Below are 17,229 nucleotides of genomic sequence, written 5' to 3'. Positions count from 1 at the left end.
GCCAGCGGCCGTCACTACCACGTCAAGGCGTCACTACCGCTTCAAAGCGTGTCGGCCGGCACCCGCACCGTCCCTTCCATCAACACCCGTGCGCTGCGGCTCATGATGGCCTTGGTCACTACCCACTGGCCGTCGACCTGCGACGCCTGGGCCCCCACCCGCAACGTGCCGGACGGATGGCCGAAGGTGACGGCCTCGCGCGTGCCGCCGCCTGCCGCCAGGTTGACCAGCGTGCCGGGAATGGCCGCGGCCGTGCCGATCGCCACCGCGGCCGTTCCCATCATCGCGTGGTGCAGCTTGCCCATCGACAGCGCACGCGCATGCAGGTCGATGGCGGTGGCCGGAATGGTCTTGCCGCTGGACGAAACGAAGTCCTGCGCCGGGGCCACGAACGCAACCTTGGGCGTGTGCTGTCGCGTTGCGGCCTGTGACACGTCTCCGATCAGGCCCATGCGCACCGCACCCTGGGCGCGGATCGCCTCGAATTTCTCCAGCGCTGCGCGGTCCTCGTTGATCGCCGGCTGCAGTTCCGTCCCGGTGTAGCCCAGGTCTGCCGCGTTGAGGAAGATGGTGGGGATGCCCGCCGTGATCATCGTGACCTTGAACGTGCCGACACCGGGCACCTCCAGGTCATCCACCACATTACCGGTCGGGAACAGGGCCGCGCCTTCGTCACCGTCGGACGGGTCCAGGAACTCCAACTGGATCTCCGCCGCCGGGAAGGTCACGCCGTCCAGCTCGAAGTCGCCCATTTCCTGCACCTCGCCATTGCGCATCGGCACATGGGCGATGATCGTCCTGCCGATGTTGGCCTGCCAGATGCGCACCGTGCACACGCCGTCACGCGGCACGCGCGACGGATCGATGAAGCCATTGCTGATGGCGAAAGGACCGACGGCGGTGCTCAGGTTGCCGCAGTTGCCACTCCAATCGACGAATGCAGTGTCGATGGAGACCTGGCCGTAAAGGTAGTCGACATCGTGGTCCGGCACGCTGGCGCTGGAGATGATCACGCACTTGCTGGTGCTGGACGTCGCCCCGCCCATGCCGTCGGTGTGCTTGCCATACGGGTCCGGCGAGCCGATCACCCGCATCAGCAGCGCATCGCGCCCCGGGCCGGGAAGCTGCGCGGCGAACGGCAGGTCCTGCAGGCGGAAGAACACCCCCTTGCTGGTACCGCCACGCAGGTACGTGGCGGGAATGCGGCGCTGCGGGAGATCATTCATGAGACAGGATCCTGGAAGAATGAAGGCATCAGGCGACCTGGGTCGCCTCGAGGAAATCCTGCGCGAAGCGCTGCAATACCCCACCGGCCTCGTAGATGGACACCTCTTCGGCGGTATCCAGGCGGCATGTCACCGGCACCATCACCTGGCCCCCGTCGCGGCGATGGATCACCAGCGTCAGCTCGGCCCGTGGCACGCGCTCGCCGACCACATCGAAGGTCTCCGTGCCATCGATGCCCAGAGTCAGGCGGGTGACACCCGGCTTGAACTCGAGCGGCAGCACGCCCATGCCGATCAGGTTGGTGCGGTGGATGCGCTCGAAGCCCTCTGCCGCGATCGCCTCCACGCCGGCGAGTCGTACGCCCTTTGCCGCCCAGTCACGCGAACTGCCCTGCCCATAATCGGCACCCGCGATGATGATCAGCGGCTGCTTGCGCTGCATGTAGGTCTCGATCGCTTCCCACATGCGCAGTACCTGGCCTTCCGGCTCCACGCGCGCCAGCGAGCCCTGCTTCACCACGCCGTCCACCACCGCCATCTCGTTGATCAGCTTCGGGTTGGCAAAGGTGGCGCGCTGGGCGGTCAGGTGATCGCCGCGATGGGTCGCATAGGAATTGAAGTCCTCCTCGGGCAGGCCCATCTTCGCCAGGTACTCACCGGCTGCGCTGCTGGCCAGGATCGCATTGGACGGCGAAAGATGATCGGTGGTGATGTTGTCACCGAGCACCGCCAGCGGCCGCATGCCCGTCAGGCTGCGCTCGCCCGCCAGCGCACCTTCCCAGTACGGCGGTCGGCGGATGTAAGTGCTCTGCGGCCGCCAGTCGTACAACGGGCTGATCGGCGCACCGTGCTCCACCTTGAAGGTGAACATCGGCTCGTACACCTTGCGGAACTGTTCCGGCTTGACGCTGGCCTTGACCACCGCATCGATCTCTTCGTCGCTCGGCCAAAGGTCCTTCAAGGTGATCGGGTTGCCCAGCGCATCCGTGCCCAGTGCATCTTTCTCGATGTCAAAGCGCACCGTACCGGCGATGGCGTAGGCCACCACCAGCGCCGGCGACGCGAGGAAGGCCTGCTTGGCGTAAGGATGGATGCGGCCATCGAAGTTCCGGTTGCCCGACAGCACGGCCGTGGCATACAGGTCGCGGTCGATGATTTCCTGCTGGATCACCGGATCCAGCGCGCCGCTCATGCCGTTGCAGGTGGTGCAGGCGAATCCCACGATGCCAAAACCCAGCTGCTCCAGCTCGACCAGCAGATCGGCCTCTTCCAGGTACAGTTGCACGGCCTTGGAACCGGGGGCCAGCGAGCTCTTCACCCATGGCTTGCGCGTCAGGCCGGCACGGTTCGCGTTGCGCGCAAGCAGCGCCGCGCCGATCACATTGCGCGGATTGCTGGTATTGGTGCAGCTGGTGATCGCGGCGATGATCACCGCGCCGTCAGGCATCAGGCCCTCTGCCTGCTCGACCCTGCCGGACGCCAGCTTGGCCTCGTCGGAAATACCGCGTGCGGCCAGCTCGCTGGTGGCGACGCGCTTGTGCGGGTTGGACGGTCCCGCCATGTTGCGCACCACGCTGGACAGGTCGAACTGCAGCACACGCTCGTACCGCACCTGCCCCAGGTCGTCGGACCAGAGGCCGGTCGCCTTCGCATAGGTCTCCACCAACTCGATCTGGGCCTCTTCGCGTCCGGTCAGGCGCAGGTAGTCCAGCGTCTGCTGGTCGATGGAGAACATCGCAGCGGTCGCGCCGAACTCCGGCGTCATGTTGGATATCGTCGCGCGATCGCCAATGCTGAGCGCGCTCGCACCCGCGCCGAAGAACTCGATCCATGCGCCCACCACGCGCGACGCGCGCAGGAACTCGGTCAGCGCCAGCACGATGTCGGTGCAGGTGATGCCCGGCTGCGGTCGACCCGTCAATTCCACCCCGATGATGTCCGGCAGACGCATCCACGAAGCACGACCGAGCATCACACTCTCTGCTTCCAGGCCACCGACACCGATGGCGATCACCCCCAGTGCGTCCACGTGCGGGGTGTGGCTGTCGGTGCCGACGCAGGTATCCGGGAACGCGACGCCATCGCGTATCTGGATCACCGGCGACATCTTTTCCAGGTTGATCTGATGCATGATCCCGTTGCCCGGCGGAATCACGTCAACGTTCTCGAAGGCCTTCTTGGTCCAGTTGATGAAGTGGAATCGGTCTTCGTTGCGGCGGTCCTCGACGGCGCGATTACGCGCGAACGCGGCCTTGTCGAAGCCGGGATATTCCACGGCCAGCGAGTGGTCGACGATCAACTGGGTGGGCACCACCGGATTGATCCGGGCCGGGTCACCGCCCGCATCGGCGATGGCATCACGCAGCCCGGCCAGGTCCACCAGGGCGGTCTGGCCGAGGATGTCATGGCACACCACGCGCGCGGGGAACCACGGGAAGTCGAGGTCCTGGCGGCGCTCGATCAGCTGCCGCAGGGACGGCTCCAACATGGCCGGATCACAACGGCGCACCAGGTTTTCAGCCAGCACGCGCGACGTATAAGGCAGCGTGGCATAGGCACCGGGCTGGATCGCATCGATCGCAGCACGGGTATCGAAATAGTCCAGCGTCGTGCCGGCGAGGGGCTTGCGGTATTCGGTGTTCAAAACGGGGCTGTTCATGGCTGGCTCTTGATCGTTGGCGGGCCGGGTGTCGCTTCGCCGGCAAACAGGGCGCTGCGACGCCAGAACGAAGCCGGGACGGCCAGGCCGTCCCGCTCCGCAGTGCACCCTTCACGCGGGTGCACATCATGCATCAGGCGCGCTTGTCGATCGGCACGAACGCCTGGTCTTCCGGACCGGTGTAGTTGGCACTCGGACGGATGATCTTTCCATCGATGCGCTGCTCGATGACATGCGCACTCCAACCGGAGGTGCGTGCGATGACGAACAACGGGGTGAACATCGCCGTCGGCACGCCCATCATGTGGTAACTGACCGCACTGAACCAGTCCAGGTTGGGGAACATCTTCTTGATGTCCCACATCACCGTCTCAAGACGTTCGGCGATGTCGTACATCTTCGTGCTGGACTGTTCTTCGGACAGCTCGCGGGCCACGTCCTTGATCACCTTGTTGCGTGGATCGGACACCGTATACACCGGATGGCCGAAACCGATCACTACTTCCTTGCGCTCCACGCGTGCCTTGATGTCGGCCTCCGCCTCATCGGCCGTGTCGTAACGCTTCTGCACTTCGAACGCCACTTCATTGGCGCCGCCGTGCTTCGGGCCACGCAATGCGCCGATGCCGCCCGCGATGGCGCTGAACATGTCGCTGCCCGTGCCGGCGATCACGCGGCACGCGAACGTGGACGCATTGAACTCGTGCTCGGCGTAGAGAATGAGCGACGTGTGCATTGCCTTCACCCACGAATCCTGTGGCTTCTCGCCGTGCAGCAGGTGCAGGAAATGGCCACCGATGGAGTCATCGTCGGTTTCCACATCGATGGCGCGACCGTTGTGGCTCCAGTGGTACCAGTACAGCAGCATCGAACCGAGGCAGGCCATCAGCTTGTCGGCGATGTCACGCGCGCCCGGATGATTATGGTCGTCCTTCTCCGGCGATACGCAGCCGAGCACGGACACGCCCGTGCGCATCACGTCCATCGGGTGGGCCGACGGCGGCAGCTCTTCCAGCGCGGCCTTCACCGACGCCGGGATGCCGCGCAGTGCCTTCAGCTTGGCCTTGTAAGCGACCAGCTCGGCCCGGGTGGGCAGCTTGCCGTGCACCAGCAGGTGGGCGATTTCCTCGAACTCGCTGGTCGTGGCCAGGTCCAGGATGTCGTAGCCCCGGTAGCGCAGATCATTGCCACTGCGCCCTACGGTGCACAGGGCGGTGTTGCCGGCGGCGGTGCCGGACAGCGCGACGGACTTCTTCGGCTTGAAGGTCGGGGTAGCGGTGGTTTCGTTCATGGTTTTCCTCCCGGAAATCGTGAGAGCAGGTTACTTCCTGGCGGCGAACAGCGCATCGAGCTGCTGCTCGAACGCGTGGTAGCCAATGCGGTCATAGAGTTCATTGCGCGTCTGCATGGCGTCGACCACGCTGCGCTGGTGGCCGTCGCGGCGCACCGCTTCGTACACGTTCTCGGCGGCCTTGTTGGCGGCGCGGAAGGCGGACAACGGGAACAGCTGGATGGCCACACCCGCAGATGCCAGCTCATCGCGACTGAACAACGGCGTAGCGCCGAACTCGGTGATGTTGGCAAGCACCGGCACCTTCACCGCATCGACGAAACGACGATAGGTCTCCAGATCATAGGCCGCCTCGGCGAAGATGCCGTCGGCACCCGCGTCGACACAGGCGATGGCGCGCTCGATCGCGGCGTCCACGCCATCCACCTGGATCGCATCGGTGCGCGCGATCAGGAAGAACGCCGGATCCGTCTTGGCATCGGCTGCGGCTTTCACGCGGTCCACCATTTCCTCCTGCGACACGATCTCCTTGCCGGGACGATGACCGCAGCGCTTTGCGCCGACCTGGTCCTCGATATGGCAGGCGGCGGCGCCGGCCTTGATCAGCGACTTGACCGTGCGCGCGATGTTGAACGCGCTTGGCCCGAAGCCCGTATCGATGTCCACCATCAACGGCAGGTCACAGACATCGGTGATGCGGCGGACATCGATCAGCACGTCTTCGAGCGTATTGATGCCCAGGTCCGGCAGGCCCAACGATCCGGCCGCGACGCCGCCACCGGACAGGTAGATGGCACGGTAGCCGGCGCGCTTGGCCAGCAGCGCGTGGTTGGCGTTGATCGCGCCAATTACCTGCAGCGGAGATTCGGCCGCGAGCGCGTCGCGGAATCGGGTGCCAGCGGATACGGGAGAGGCAGTCATGAAGCGATCCTTTCAGTGGTCAGGGTAACAAGCGCAAACTCCGTGCCAACTGCCAAGTCATTGATTTGAATGACAACGTACCTGCTACGCAATGGAACATATGAAACACTGAAACACCTGTATCATGAAACGCCTCTCTCGATGAGCCGGTCGTGATGCATCTGCCCCGCCTCCCCTTCGTTGCCGCCGAGGCCGATCCCTCCCGACCGGTCATCTGGACCGTGAGCGTGTCTCGCCTGACGGGACTGCTCGGCGACGTGATCCCGGAGTTCGACCGCCGCGCGCGCATCGAACAGATCAACCTCGGCTTCGAAGAAGCCGTGGCCGTGATCAACCAGCGCCTGCGCCAGGAGCACTGCGATGTAGTGATCGCCGGCGGCTCCAACGCCGCTTGGCTGCGCAGCCGGCTGGACGTGCCGCTGGTGCCGATCCAGGCCAACGGCTTCGACCTGATGGAGGCGCTCGCACGGGCACGGCGCATCGCACCTCGCATAGGGCTGGTCACCCACGCCAGTGACGTGCCCACGTTCGGCAGCTTCCAGGACAGCTTCGGCCTGCAGATCGAACATCGCCGCTTCGTGACCCGGGAAGATGCGCGCGATTGCATCGCGGATCTGCGCGCCAACGGGATCGAGGTGATCGTCGGCACCGGCATGGCAATCGATCACGCCGAAGCCGCCGGTCTGCAGGGCGTGCTGCTGTATTCGGCCGACTCGGTGCGACAAGCGTTCGAGCATGCTCTGGAGCTGACGCATACCCTGGCGCGCTCCGTGACCCGCACCGCGCGCATTCCCCGGCGCAGCAGCCCGCCGGGCCACGGGCAGGTGCTGCTCGGCGACAGCCGGGTGATGCAGGACGTTCGCAAGCAGATCGCCCTGTATGCCCCACACGACAGCACGGTACTGGTCAGCGGCGAGACCGGCACCGGCAAGGAGCTGGTAGCCCGTCAGCTGCATGCGGACAGCGGTCGTCGCGGACGTTTCGTTGCACTCAACTGCGGCGCCATCAGCGAGTCGCTGCTGGAATCCGAACTGTTCGGCTACAGCGATGGCGCCTTCACCGGCGCCCGCCGCGGCGGACGTATCGGCCTGGTGGAAGCCGCGGATGGCGGCACCTTGTTCCTGGATGAAATCGGCGAACTGCCGCTTCCGCTGCAGACGCGGCTGTTGCGGGTCCTGGAAGAGCGCGAGGTGTTGCGGGTGGGCTCGACCGAACCGACGCCGGTCAACCTGCGGGTGGTTGCGGCGACGCTGCAATCGCTGGAGCAGCGGGTGCAGATGGGCCTGTTCCGTCGCGATCTCTATTACCGGCTGGCGACACTGCGCATCGCCCTGCCCGCCCTGCGCGTGCGGCGCGACGATATCCCCCTGCTGGCACGCGCGTTCTTCCAGCAACTGCGAGGCCTGGACGCTCCCCTGGATGAGGATGCCATGGTGGCGCTCGCGGCCGCCGACTGGCCCGGCAACGTGCGCGAACTACGCAATCTGATGGACCGCCTGCGGATTCACTGGCAGCCCAGCGAGGGCCCCGTCAGCCGTGCACGGCTGCTGGAGCTCGCCCCCGAACTGGGCGACGCAGCGGCCGCCGGCGCCATCGTGCCGGGGCGCCCCTCGCCGGCCCACCTGCAGCAGTTGCTTGCCACCCATCGCCATGATCGCGAAGGCATGGCCCAAGCACTGGGCATCTCACGCACCACCCTGTGGCGTTGGCTGCGGGCGGCAGGATTGGCGTAACCCCCCGCCTCCGGTAGAGCCGATTTCAGTCGGCTGTCCTTCGCGTAACGCCCAGCCTCAGGTAGAGCCGACTTCAGTCGGCTGCCCGTCGCGCAACCCCCAGCCTCCGGTAGAGCCGACTTCAGTCGGCTGCCCTTCGCGTAACTCCCGGCCTCCGGTAGAGCCGACTTCGGTCGGCTGCCCGTCGCGTAACCCCAGCCGACTGAAGTCGGCTCTACCCTTTTGCGCTGCCCTTCGCGTAACGCCCAGCCGACTGAAGTCGGCTCTACCCTTCTGCGATGCTCTTCGCGTAATGCCCAACCGACTGAAGTCGGCTCTACCCACGCGCGGATGCGGGGGGGGGGCAACGTGGGGCAATCAGGGATACAGCTGTCGCTTGCTCCACGTGTCATCGGCTGCGCGCTCGTAGCACCAGCGCTCGTGCAGCCGGAACTGCGCGCCGTACCAGAACTCGAACCGGTCAGGCACCACGCGCAGGCCGCTCCAGCCCGCCGGCCGTGGCACGTCCTGGCCTTCGAAGCGCGCCTCGACCTCGGCGACCCGCGCGTCGAACTCGTCCCGCGAGGCCAGGGTCTGCGATTGACTCGATGCCCATGCCCCGATCTGGCTCAACCGCGGCCGTGATGCGAAATAGGCATCGGCCTCGGCATCCTCCACCTGCTCGACGCGCCCTTCGATGCGCACCTGGATGCCCGCCTCGCGCAGGCTGCGCCACAGGAACAACAGCGCAGCCTGCGGATTGGCCTGGAGCTCCTGGCCCTTGTGGCTGTCCAGATGCGTATAGAACACGAAACCACGCGCGTCGAACGCCTTCAGCAGCACGGTCCGTGCCGACGGACGGCCGCTGCGATCGGCGGTCGCCACCGTCATCGCGTTGGGCTCCAGCTCGCTGCTCTTGCGTGCCTCGTCAAACAACGTGGCAAACGTGGAAAGCGCTTCGGCGTGCAGATTGCTCATGACAACGGGTTCCCTACTTGGATTGGGCTATTGTGGCGGCATGAAGGCTGCTGCGTACACGCCCCCGTCGAAAGGTTTCCCCGATGCCCTGGTAGAGCAGGCGCTCGATGATGCGATGGCGAGCGCCACCCCGGTTCCGGTGCTGGCCATCAGCGGCCTGCAGGGCAGTGGCAAATCGACGCTGGCCGCGCAGGTCGTGGCGCGCGCGCAGGCGCGTGGCCTGCGAGCCGCCGCGCTCTCCATCGACGATGTCTACCTCACCCGTGCCCAACGCCAACGGCTGGCGCGCGATGTGCATCCGTTGTTGCTCACACGGGGTCCACCCGGGACCCATGACCTCGCCTTGGCGCACAGCGTGCTGGATGACGCTGCGGGGGGAACGCTGCGGGCCCTGCCACGATTCGACAAACTGGCCGATGAACGTCTGCCGCAGGCGGAGTGGCCTCATCTGGCGGCGCCTCTGGATCTGCTTGTGTTCGAGGGCTGGTTCCTCGGCACGCCCGCTGAAGCGGCCGACACGCTGAACGCCCCTCTCAACGCATTGGAGCGTGAGGCCGATGCGGACGGACGTTGGCGACACTGGTGCAACACGGCGCTGGAAACCGAGTACCCCGCACTATGGCGACGCTGCGATCGCCTGTGGTTCCTGCAGCCGCCTGATTTCTCCGTCATACCGCGCTGGCGTTGGCAGCAGGAGCAGCATCTGCAGGCCGCGCAGCCCGGACGCAGCGGGATGACGCGACCGCAGTTGGAACGTTTCGTGCAGTACTACGAGCGGGTGAGTCGCCATGCCCTGCGTACGCTGCCCGGCATCGCCGACCGCACGATCGCACTGGACGCCGAGCGCGCCATCGTCAGCGTACGCTGACGGGCTGACCACCATTGCTGCGGCGACGTGACGCACCCGGCGCCCCCCGTCCCCCCTCTCCAGGGGGACGTGCGATTCGCACGCGCATTACCTGCTTGCAGAAACCCTGCCTGCACACCCTCATGCCGCGAGGGCATCTGCATATGCACAGAAATGCGCGCACACCGGCAGGGTCGGTTGGCTAGGGTTTTGGCTTACCGCATCCCAACCTGACCGGACCCCCACCGTGCTCCTTGCTGCTGGTAGTGCCGCCACGCTGCAGACCTTCAACGCCGTTACGAAGGGCGCACACATCCTGACGCGCAGCGTGCTTTCCTGCGTGCGCAACGCGCCCTCGTGGTCGACGCCTTCCCTGCGGAAGCCCACGCCTTTCCCGGACGCCGATGCCGTATGTCCGGACACGATCGGCGGGATGATCCGCGACCTGGGCGCGGCGCTCGAACGCGCCGACGCACATCGCGCGACGTCGCTGGCGCTCATCGCCCACCGTGCACGCGCGCCCGTGCTGGACGCCGCTGCGCTGGTGGCATTACGCAAGGCGTGCAAGGTTGAAATCGAAGCGCAGAACGGCGGGCGAATGCCAGAGATCCAGCGCATGCGCCTGCAGGCACTGCATGACCACGCACGACTTGGCCTGCAGCCGGTGCGGATAGCGCAGTCGCACCGGCGCTGGTGTGTGCGCCTCAAGCCCATGAGCGCGCCAGGGGCACAACGCAGCACCTCCTTCGGATGTTCGGCCCGCGCCGGCGTAGGCCTGACCATGGCCGGTACAGGGGCCACCGCCGGACTCTCGGTTGGCGCACAGTCCGGCAGCAAGAGCAGTTGTTTCGAGACGCTGGAATACGCGCGCGGTCGGCACCACGTCATCAGTGCCGAGGTATCGGCCGATGCGCAGTTGGCACCCGGTACCGCGGCCGGCGCCGGCCTGACGGCAAGCGTGGAGTACACCCGCTACGACGGCGCGGCATCGATCCACGACTATGCCGCTTTCCGGGCGCGGCGCTCCGTCGCCACGCCACGGCGCAGCCGAGCGGCCCAGCGCCTGCTCAGCGTCGTCTCGCTGGGCCGCGCCACGCCCCACGACCGCGTGGCCCACGCCGCACGTGCCGCGCTGCGCTGGGCCCCCTTGATGCCCACCCTGGTGTCCTGCGGCGGCGACAACAGTCCGCCCTTTGCTGCGCTGACGCAGGATGCACTGGTGCCCTCCCCGGCCCCCTTGCTCGACGTCGGCATCCGCACACGCACGATCTCGATGCAGGCCGCCGCCGACGCGATCGTCGCCAACGCGGGCATCTCCGCTGCGCGCAGCCGGCTGCGCGTGGAAATCGATGTGCCCCTGTGGTTGTGCGACCTGGATCTGGACCCTGTGCAGCGCGGAGCGCTGGCCTGGCAGCTTCGGGAGCGGATCACCGCCGGTCTCGGCTCACACGCCAAACGCTTCAGCGCTTTGCAGGTCGATGATGGGCACGCAGGTGCGGCCCGGGAAGAGGCGCTGCAACGCGTACAGACGGAGTTCCAGTGCCTGCAGTCCCTGCTACTGGAGCAGCAGCGTGGCATCGACAAACGACAGCTCAAGCACGTGTTGGCACGAACCTGCGCGGACTGGAACTGCCGTACGCCGCAGCAGGCACTGGCGCGCATGCTGGAGCTGGTGAACTGGCTCTGGCTGGTGATGCCCGCCGATCAGCGCAGCGCCGCGCAGGCACTGGCCGCCACAGTGCGTGATTCGCCTGTCCTGCGACAGGACGCCGCCTCGCTGCGCCCCCTTTACGCGCACCAGGCCCTGCAACAGTTCATCCGCACAGACACCATGGCGGTCCATGGTGGCGCGTCACAGCCCATGGCGGGCGCGGGCACGACGGACGTCACCATCAGCGTCAGCCGGAGCCATCAGCGCAACTACAATGCCCTGCGCGATGGCCGCTATGTCGAGGCCAGGATCACGCTGACCGGGGCGACCAGCACCGACACCATCCTGACGTTGCTGCAGCAGCGGCTGCCCGATGCCAGTCTGGCGGCGGAGACCCGCCATGAACTCATGCGCGTACTGGGTGATGCAGGCGCGCTGAGCCTGGCAGGCACGACCGCGGTGACCGTGGGCGTCCGGTTCTTCAGGCCATCGTTCCAGGACGATGTGCGCTTTCCCACTGCCGCCCGTGGCCTGCACCTGCAGCAGATCACCGTGCGCGGGGCATCCACCTTCAGCGTGGACGGCCGACTCCCCATTACCGGTGTCCCGCTGGCCTCGCTCGGGCTGGGGGCGCGCCTTCAGCATGCACGCCACACAGCGCTGCATGCGGACGTGTTCTGCAGCGCCACCTTGACCGCCTCGCTGTTGCGCTATCAGTGCCTGATCGGCCAGCGGATGGCACCGGCGCAGGCATGGAAGAAGATGCTCGATGCCCATGGCAGCAGTCTGACCCGCCTTGCCCACAGGATGGCGGACAAGACGTCCAGTGCCAGGGCGGAGGCGCATCACTGGCTGCCTCCTCCTCCTCTGGCCGCGGGTCACGACGCCGATGGCCTGATCACGACGGCCGGCACGCTGGAGCCCGGGCTGGCCGGGCTACATGCCTTGTTCGATGCCCTGCTGCCGCCCCTGGCCGAAGCACAGCGCCTGTCTCCCCTGTGCCACCCCATCGCGCTGGGCGGCACGCAGCTGCGCAGCACCCGGCTGTAGAGGGTGAAGTGGTAGGATTCACGGCGATGAATCCTGCTCCGAACCTGATCCTGATCGGCCCGATGGGAGCCGGCAAAACCTGCATCGGCCGCCGCCTCGCCGAGCGTTTCACGCTGGAATTCGTTGACCTGGACCAGGTCATCGTGGAGGCGGCAGGTGCCAGCATCCCGACCCTGTTCGATCTGGTCGGCGAAGCCGGTTTCCGCCGGCATGAGCAGCAGGCACTGCAGCGCGTGCTCGGCGGGCACGGGCAGTTGGTGTCTACCGGCGGAGGTGCCGTGCTGCATGCCGACAACCGTGCCGCCATCGCCGGCCATGGTTTCGTGGTCTACCTGCGGGTCAGCGTCGCGGCGCAACTGGAACGACTGGCGCGGGACAAGGCGCGGCCGCTGCTGCAGCGCCCGGACCGTGAGCAGGTGCTGCAGGACCTGGCCTATCACCGCGACCCGCTGTACCAGCAGCTGGCCGATCTCACCCTGGATACCGACCTTTACACCGCTGCCGAAGCCACGTCCCAGCTTGTGGTCAAGCTGGCCGCGCACTGGCAGCGACAGGACCCGATCGCATGACCGCACCCTCCCCCCTGCACGTCGCCGTCGCTGGCGACCATCCTTATTCGATCACCATCGGCCCGGGCCAGCTGTCCGATGGCCACGCGCTGGCGCGGCATGTCCGCGGCCGGCACGTGCTGCTGGTCAGCGATAGCGATGTGGCCCCGCTTTATCTCGCCGGCGTGCGTGGCGCGCTGATGCAGGCGCGCCCGGAGCTGTTGGTGGCCGAGCACGTGCTGCCGGCCGGTGAAGCGTCCAAGACGCTGGCCGAGTTCGGCCGGGCCATCGACGCTTTGGCCGCGCTGGGCGCCACGCGGGATGCCTGCATCTTTGCGCTGGGCGGCGGCGTGGTGGGCGACCTGTCCGGCTTCGCCGCGGCCTGCTGGATGCGCGGGGTGGACTGCGTTCAACTGCCGACCACGCTGTTGGCCATGGTCGATTCGTCGGTCGGTGGCAAGACGGCGGTGGACATCCCGGCCGGCAAGAATCTGGTGGGCGCCTTCCATCCGCCGCGGGCGGTGATCGCCGACACCCACGTGCTGGCGACCCTGCCGGTGCGCGAGCTGCGCGCAGGGCTGGCGGAGGTAGTGAAGTACGGTGCACTGGGCGATCCGGACTTCTTCGACTGGCTGCAGCAGCATGCCGATGGCCTGTCTGCCGGCGATGCCACGCTGCTCGCCGAAGCCATCGCGCGCAGTTGCAGGCACAAGGCCGCCATTGTCGAACGCGACCCCTTTGAGAAGGGCGAGCGGGCCCTGCTCAACCTGGGCCATACCTTCGGCCATGCCATCGAAACCGAACAGGGCTACTCGGCGCCAGGACGCGATGCCCTGAACCACGGCGAAGCCGTAGCGGTCGGCATGGTGCTGGCCGCCCGTCTGTCGACCGCGATGGGCAGGGCACCGGCCGCGGACGAGCACCGTCTTTCTGCGTTGCTGACATCGCTGCACTTGCCGACCGCCATTCCCACGGGGCTACAGCCTGCCGCACTGCTGGCACGCATGCGGCTGGACAAGAAGAACGTGGCCGGGCGGCTGCGCCTGGTGCTGTGGCGCGGCATCGGCCAGGCCGATGTGGTGGCCGATGTGGAAGAAGCCGCCGTGCTTGCGGTGCTGGCTGGCTGATCCTGTCGCGGGTCCGCCCTGCACGGGGTGCTTTCTCCGCCGAGGACCGCTCGACGCTGCAGGCACCGCGCGTCTCCGCCGTTCATGGGGCAGCGCTACAATTGCCCCATGCATGCCCATCTGCAACAACCGGCCATCGGTACCGAGACGCCGCGCTTCCTGCGCCTGACCCTGGCCGCCGACCTGTTCGGCGGTTGGGAACTGCTGCGCGAATCCGGCCGCGCCGGGGGCCGCTCGCAGCTCCGGCGCGAACTGTACCTGAAGGAAGCCGACGCCCGCGCCGCCTTTGCCAAGGCACGCGATGCCGAGCTTCACCGCGGCTTCGAGCTGGCCTCGCACGGCGAGTGAGCATGCCCCCCCTTCTTCCCACACGGCGTTGCATGCAGCGCCCGCACAAGGATCGCCTTCCGTGACCAGCCCTCTTCGCAACGATCGTCTGCTGCGCGCCCTGCGCCGCGAGCCGGTGGATCACACCCCCATCTGGCTGATGCGCCAGGCCGGTCGTTACCTGCCGGAGTACCGTGCGACCCGCGCGAAAGCAGGCAGTTTCCTGGCGATGGCGAAGAACCCGGATCTCGCCTGCGAAGTCACCCTGCAGCCGCTGCGCCGCTTCCCGCTGGATGCGGCCATCCTGTTTTCGGACATCCTGACCATCCCCGATGCGATGGGCCTGGAGCTGTATTTCGTCGAAGGCGAAGGTCCCAAGTTCCGGCACCCGATACGCGATACCGCCGCCATCGCCAAGCTGGCGGTGCCGGACATGGAACAGGAACTGCGCTATGTGATGGATGCCGTGCGGGTGATCCGCCGCGAGCTGGATGGCCAGGTGCCGCTGATCGGCTTTTCCGGCAGCCCGTGGACGCTGGCCTGCTACATGGTGGAAGGCGGCGGCAGCAAGGATTTCGCCCGCATCAAGGCGATGGCGCTGAACCACCCGCAGGAACTGCACCGCCTGCTGGAGGTCGTGACGGATGCGGTGGTCGCCTACCTTGGTGCGCAGCGCGCGGCCGGCGCGCAGGCCCTGCAGGTGTTCGATACCTGGGGCGGCGTGCTGTCGCCGGCGATGTACCGCGAGTTCTCGCTGCGCTACCTGCAGCGCATCTCCGCCGAGCTGGAGCGCGGTGAAGGCAGCGCGCGCACGCCGCTGATCCTGTTCGGCAAGGGCACGGGACTGCATCTGGAGGCGCTGTCCCATACCGGTGCCGATGCGCTGGGACTGGACTGGACCCTGGACCTGGACGAAGCGGTGCGCCGCACAGGGGGGCGCGTCGCGCTGCAGGGCAACCTGGATCCCACCACCCTGTACGCCAGTCCCGAGGCGATCAGCGCGGCGGCGGGCCGGGTGCTCGATACCTATGCGGCCGGCAACGGCGGCTCGCGCGAGGGCCATGTATTCAACCTGGGCCACGGCATGTCGCCTGACATGGATCCGGCCAGTGTGCAGGTACTGGTCGAGGCGGTGCACCGGCTCAGCGCACGCTGATGCTTTACCCGGCATGGCGGTACGGCGCTTCCTGATCGCGCCGTTACCGCGGTTGGTCCATCATGTCGCCTCCCGGTCGCGCGGATCCAAGCCCGATGACGTCAAGCTACGCCTCCATCCGCCCCTTGTTGTGGCTGGTATCGCTGGCGATCTTCATGCAGATGCTGGACTCCACCATCGTCAACACGGCATTGCCGGCGATGGCGCGAAGTCTGGGCGAAAGTCCGCTGCAGATGCAGTCTGTCGTTTTCAGCTACGCACTGGCCGTAGCCACCTTCATCCCGGCGTCGGGCTGGATCGCCGACCGCTTCGGCACGCGGCGTACCTTCCTGGTCGCCATCATCCTGTTCACCCTTGGCTCGCTGGCCTGCGCGTTGGCGCAGACCCTGCATCAGCTGGTCGCAGCGCGCGTGCTGCAGGGCATCGGTGGCGCGATGCTGCTGCCCGTCGGTCGCTTGGCCGTGATGCGCTCGGTACCGCGCGAGGACTTCCTGCGCGCGATGAGCTTCATCGCCATCCCGGCATTGATCGGCCCGCTGATCGGCCCGACGCTGGGTGGCTGGCTGGTCGAAGTCGCGTCGTGGCACTGGGTGTTCCTGATCAACCTGCCGATCGGCGTGATCGGTTATCTGGTCGCGATGAAGGTGATGCCCGACCACTATGCGGCCCATCGAAGCCGCTTCGATCTGCGCGGTTACGCGATGCTGGCCTTCGGCATGGTGGTGCTGTCGCTGGCATTGGACGGCATCTCGGGAATGGGCACGCCGCACGCGCTGGTGATGCTGATGACCGTCGCCGGGCTGGCCGCGCTGGCGGGCTACTGGCTGCACGCCGCCAATTCGACCGCGCCGCTGTTTTCGCTCGCGTTGTTCCGGGTGCCGAGCTACCGCATCGGCATCCTCGGCAACCTGTTCTCACGCATCGGCAGCAGCGCCATGCCGCTGCTGATCCCCCTTCTGCTGCAGGTGGGCATGGGCATGAGCCCGATGAATGCCGGCCTGATGATGATCCCCGTCGCTGCCGCCGGCATGGTGTCCAAGCGGCTGGCAGTGAAACTGGTGGAGCGCTTCGGCTACCGCCGCGTGCTGATGGTCAACACCGTGCTGGTTGGCATCGCCATGGCCAGCTTCGCGCTGATGGGGCCGGGCCAGCACCTGGGCTGGCGGCTGCTGCAACTGGCGTTGTTCGGCGCGGTGAACTCACTGCAGTTCACGGTAATGAACACGGTGACGCTGCGCGACCTGGATCGGGAGTTCGCCAGTTCCGGCAACAGCCTGTTGTCGATGGTGATGATGCTGGCGGCGGGGTTCGGCGCCGCAGCGGCGGGCAGCCTGCTGGCGGCCTTCGCACCGCTGGAATCGCACGGCGCCACGGCCGCCCTGCACGCGACCTTCCTGTGTGTCGGCGCGATCACGCTGACGTCCACGCTGATCTTCTGGCAGCTGCCGGATACAGGCCCGGACCCGAAGCAGATCGAGGAAGTCGCGGAGTGATGATGCGGGGGTTGGGCGGATGGGTTGGGCCGACCGATTGGGCCGACGGGGTGGGCCGATGGGCGCGAACGGGCTCTGCGAACGGGTTGGGCTAACGGGTTGGGCCGGCGGGCCGGGCCGACGGATTGGGCCGACTGATTGGGCTGACTGATTGGGCTGACTGATTGGGCTGACTGATTGGGCCGACTGATTGGGCTGACCGATTCGGCCGTCCGATTGGGCCGACGGGTTGGGCCTCTTGGT

General features: G+C 66.9%; 13 protein-coding genes. 8 read left to right on the top strand and 5 right to left on the bottom strand.

Annotated features, from left to right (window positions below; translation table 11 throughout):
* Positions 1 to 41: 41 nt before the first annotated feature.
* The 4 genes from prpF to prpB all read right to left on the bottom strand — a co-directional run bounded on the left by prpF (position 42) and on the right by prpB (position 6,097).
* A complete protein-coding gene (gene prpF, locus IFT65_RS03535) occupies positions 42 to 1,226 on the bottom strand; it encodes a 2-methylaconitate cis-trans isomerase PrpF (RefSeq protein WP_192080241.1) in 1,185 nt (394 codons plus the stop codon).
* 28 nt (positions 1,227 to 1,254) lie between these two features.
* Positions 1,255 to 3,870, bottom strand: coding sequence for a Fe/S-dependent 2-methylisocitrate dehydratase AcnD (acnD, locus tag IFT65_RS03530; protein ID WP_192080720.1), 2,616 nt, complete (start codon positions 3,868 to 3,870; stop codon positions 1,255 to 1,257).
* A 148-nt stretch (positions 3,871 to 4,018) separates the two neighbouring features.
* Complete coding sequence (gene prpC / locus IFT65_RS03525; protein WP_192080239.1) at positions 4,019 to 5,176, bottom strand: 2-methylcitrate synthase; 1,158 nt, start codon at positions 5,174 to 5,176, stop codon at positions 4,019 to 4,021.
* 30 nt (positions 5,177 to 5,206) lie between these two features.
* Positions 5,207 to 6,097 (bottom strand): methylisocitrate lyase, encoded by an 891-nt coding sequence (gene prpB, locus IFT65_RS03520; RefSeq protein ID WP_192080237.1) that lies wholly within the window; start codon positions 6,095 to 6,097, stop codon positions 5,207 to 5,209.
* Positions 6,098 to 6,252: 155 nt separating this feature from the next.
* On the opposite strand from prpB, the gene prpR reads away from it, so the two are divergent.
* Complete coding sequence (gene prpR, locus IFT65_RS03515) at positions 6,253 to 7,830, top strand: propionate catabolism operon regulatory protein PrpR (RefSeq protein WP_192080719.1); 1,578 nt, start codon at positions 6,253 to 6,255, stop codon at positions 7,828 to 7,830.
* A 357-nt stretch (positions 7,831 to 8,187) separates the two neighbouring features.
* Here the strand turns inward: prpR and pdxH are convergent, their stop codons facing one another.
* The gene (gene pdxH / locus IFT65_RS03510) at positions 8,188 to 8,787 is read right to left on the bottom strand and encodes a pyridoxamine 5'-phosphate oxidase (protein ID WP_192080235.1); all 600 of its coding nucleotides are present in this window, start codon (positions 8,785 to 8,787) and stop codon (positions 8,188 to 8,190) included.
* Between the two features lie 40 nt (positions 8,788 to 8,827).
* Here pdxH and IFT65_RS03505 point away from each other — a divergent pair, with 40 nt between their 5' ends.
* From IFT65_RS03505 to mdtD, 7 genes are all read left to right on the top strand, one after another.
* Positions 8,828 to 9,655 carry a kinase gene (locus IFT65_RS03505; protein ID WP_192080233.1) on the top strand — a complete coding sequence of 276 codons (828 nt, stop codon included), beginning with the start codon at positions 8,828 to 8,830 and terminating at the stop codon, positions 9,653 to 9,655.
* Positions 9,656 to 9,881: 226 nt separating this feature from the next.
* A complete protein-coding gene (locus tag IFT65_RS03500) occupies positions 9,882 to 12,335 on the top strand; it encodes a hypothetical protein (protein ID WP_192080231.1) in 2,454 nt (817 codons plus the stop codon).
* Positions 12,336 to 12,361: 26 nt separating this feature from the next.
* Positions 12,362 to 12,904: a shikimate kinase gene (locus tag IFT65_RS03495; protein WP_188324650.1), complete on the top strand. Its 543-nt coding sequence runs from the start codon at positions 12,362 to 12,364 to the stop codon at positions 12,902 to 12,904.
* Positions 12,901 to 14,010, top strand: a complete 1,110-nt coding sequence (gene aroB, locus IFT65_RS03490) for a 3-dehydroquinate synthase (RefSeq protein ID WP_192080229.1) — start codon at positions 12,901 to 12,903, stop codon at positions 14,008 to 14,010. Before IFT65_RS03495 ends, aroB begins: the two co-directional genes overlap by 4 nt.
* Positions 14,011 to 14,118: 108 nt before the next feature.
* Positions 14,119 to 14,358, top strand: coding sequence for a WGR domain-containing protein (locus IFT65_RS03485; RefSeq protein WP_192080227.1), 240 nt, complete (start codon positions 14,119 to 14,121; stop codon positions 14,356 to 14,358).
* A 61-nt stretch (positions 14,359 to 14,419) separates the two neighbouring features.
* Positions 14,420 to 15,493, top strand: a complete 1,074-nt coding sequence (gene hemE, locus IFT65_RS03480) for a uroporphyrinogen decarboxylase (RefSeq protein ID WP_192080225.1) — start codon at positions 14,420 to 14,422, stop codon at positions 15,491 to 15,493.
* Positions 15,494 to 15,588: 95 nt separating this feature from the next.
* Positions 15,589 to 16,986 (top strand): multidrug transporter subunit MdtD, encoded by a 1,398-nt coding sequence (mdtD, locus tag IFT65_RS03475; protein ID WP_188324654.1) that lies wholly within the window; start codon positions 15,589 to 15,591, stop codon positions 16,984 to 16,986.
* The last annotated feature ends 243 nt before the right edge of the window (positions 16,987 to 17,229 follow it).

The organism is Stenotrophomonas sp. CFBP 13725 (assembly GCF_014841935.1).
Taxonomy (GTDB): domain Bacteria; phylum Pseudomonadota; class Gammaproteobacteria; order Xanthomonadales; family Xanthomonadaceae; genus Stenotrophomonas.
The sequence above is the reverse complement of the archived record's forward strand: the minus strand, read 5'-3'. Positions and strand labels throughout refer to the sequence as shown.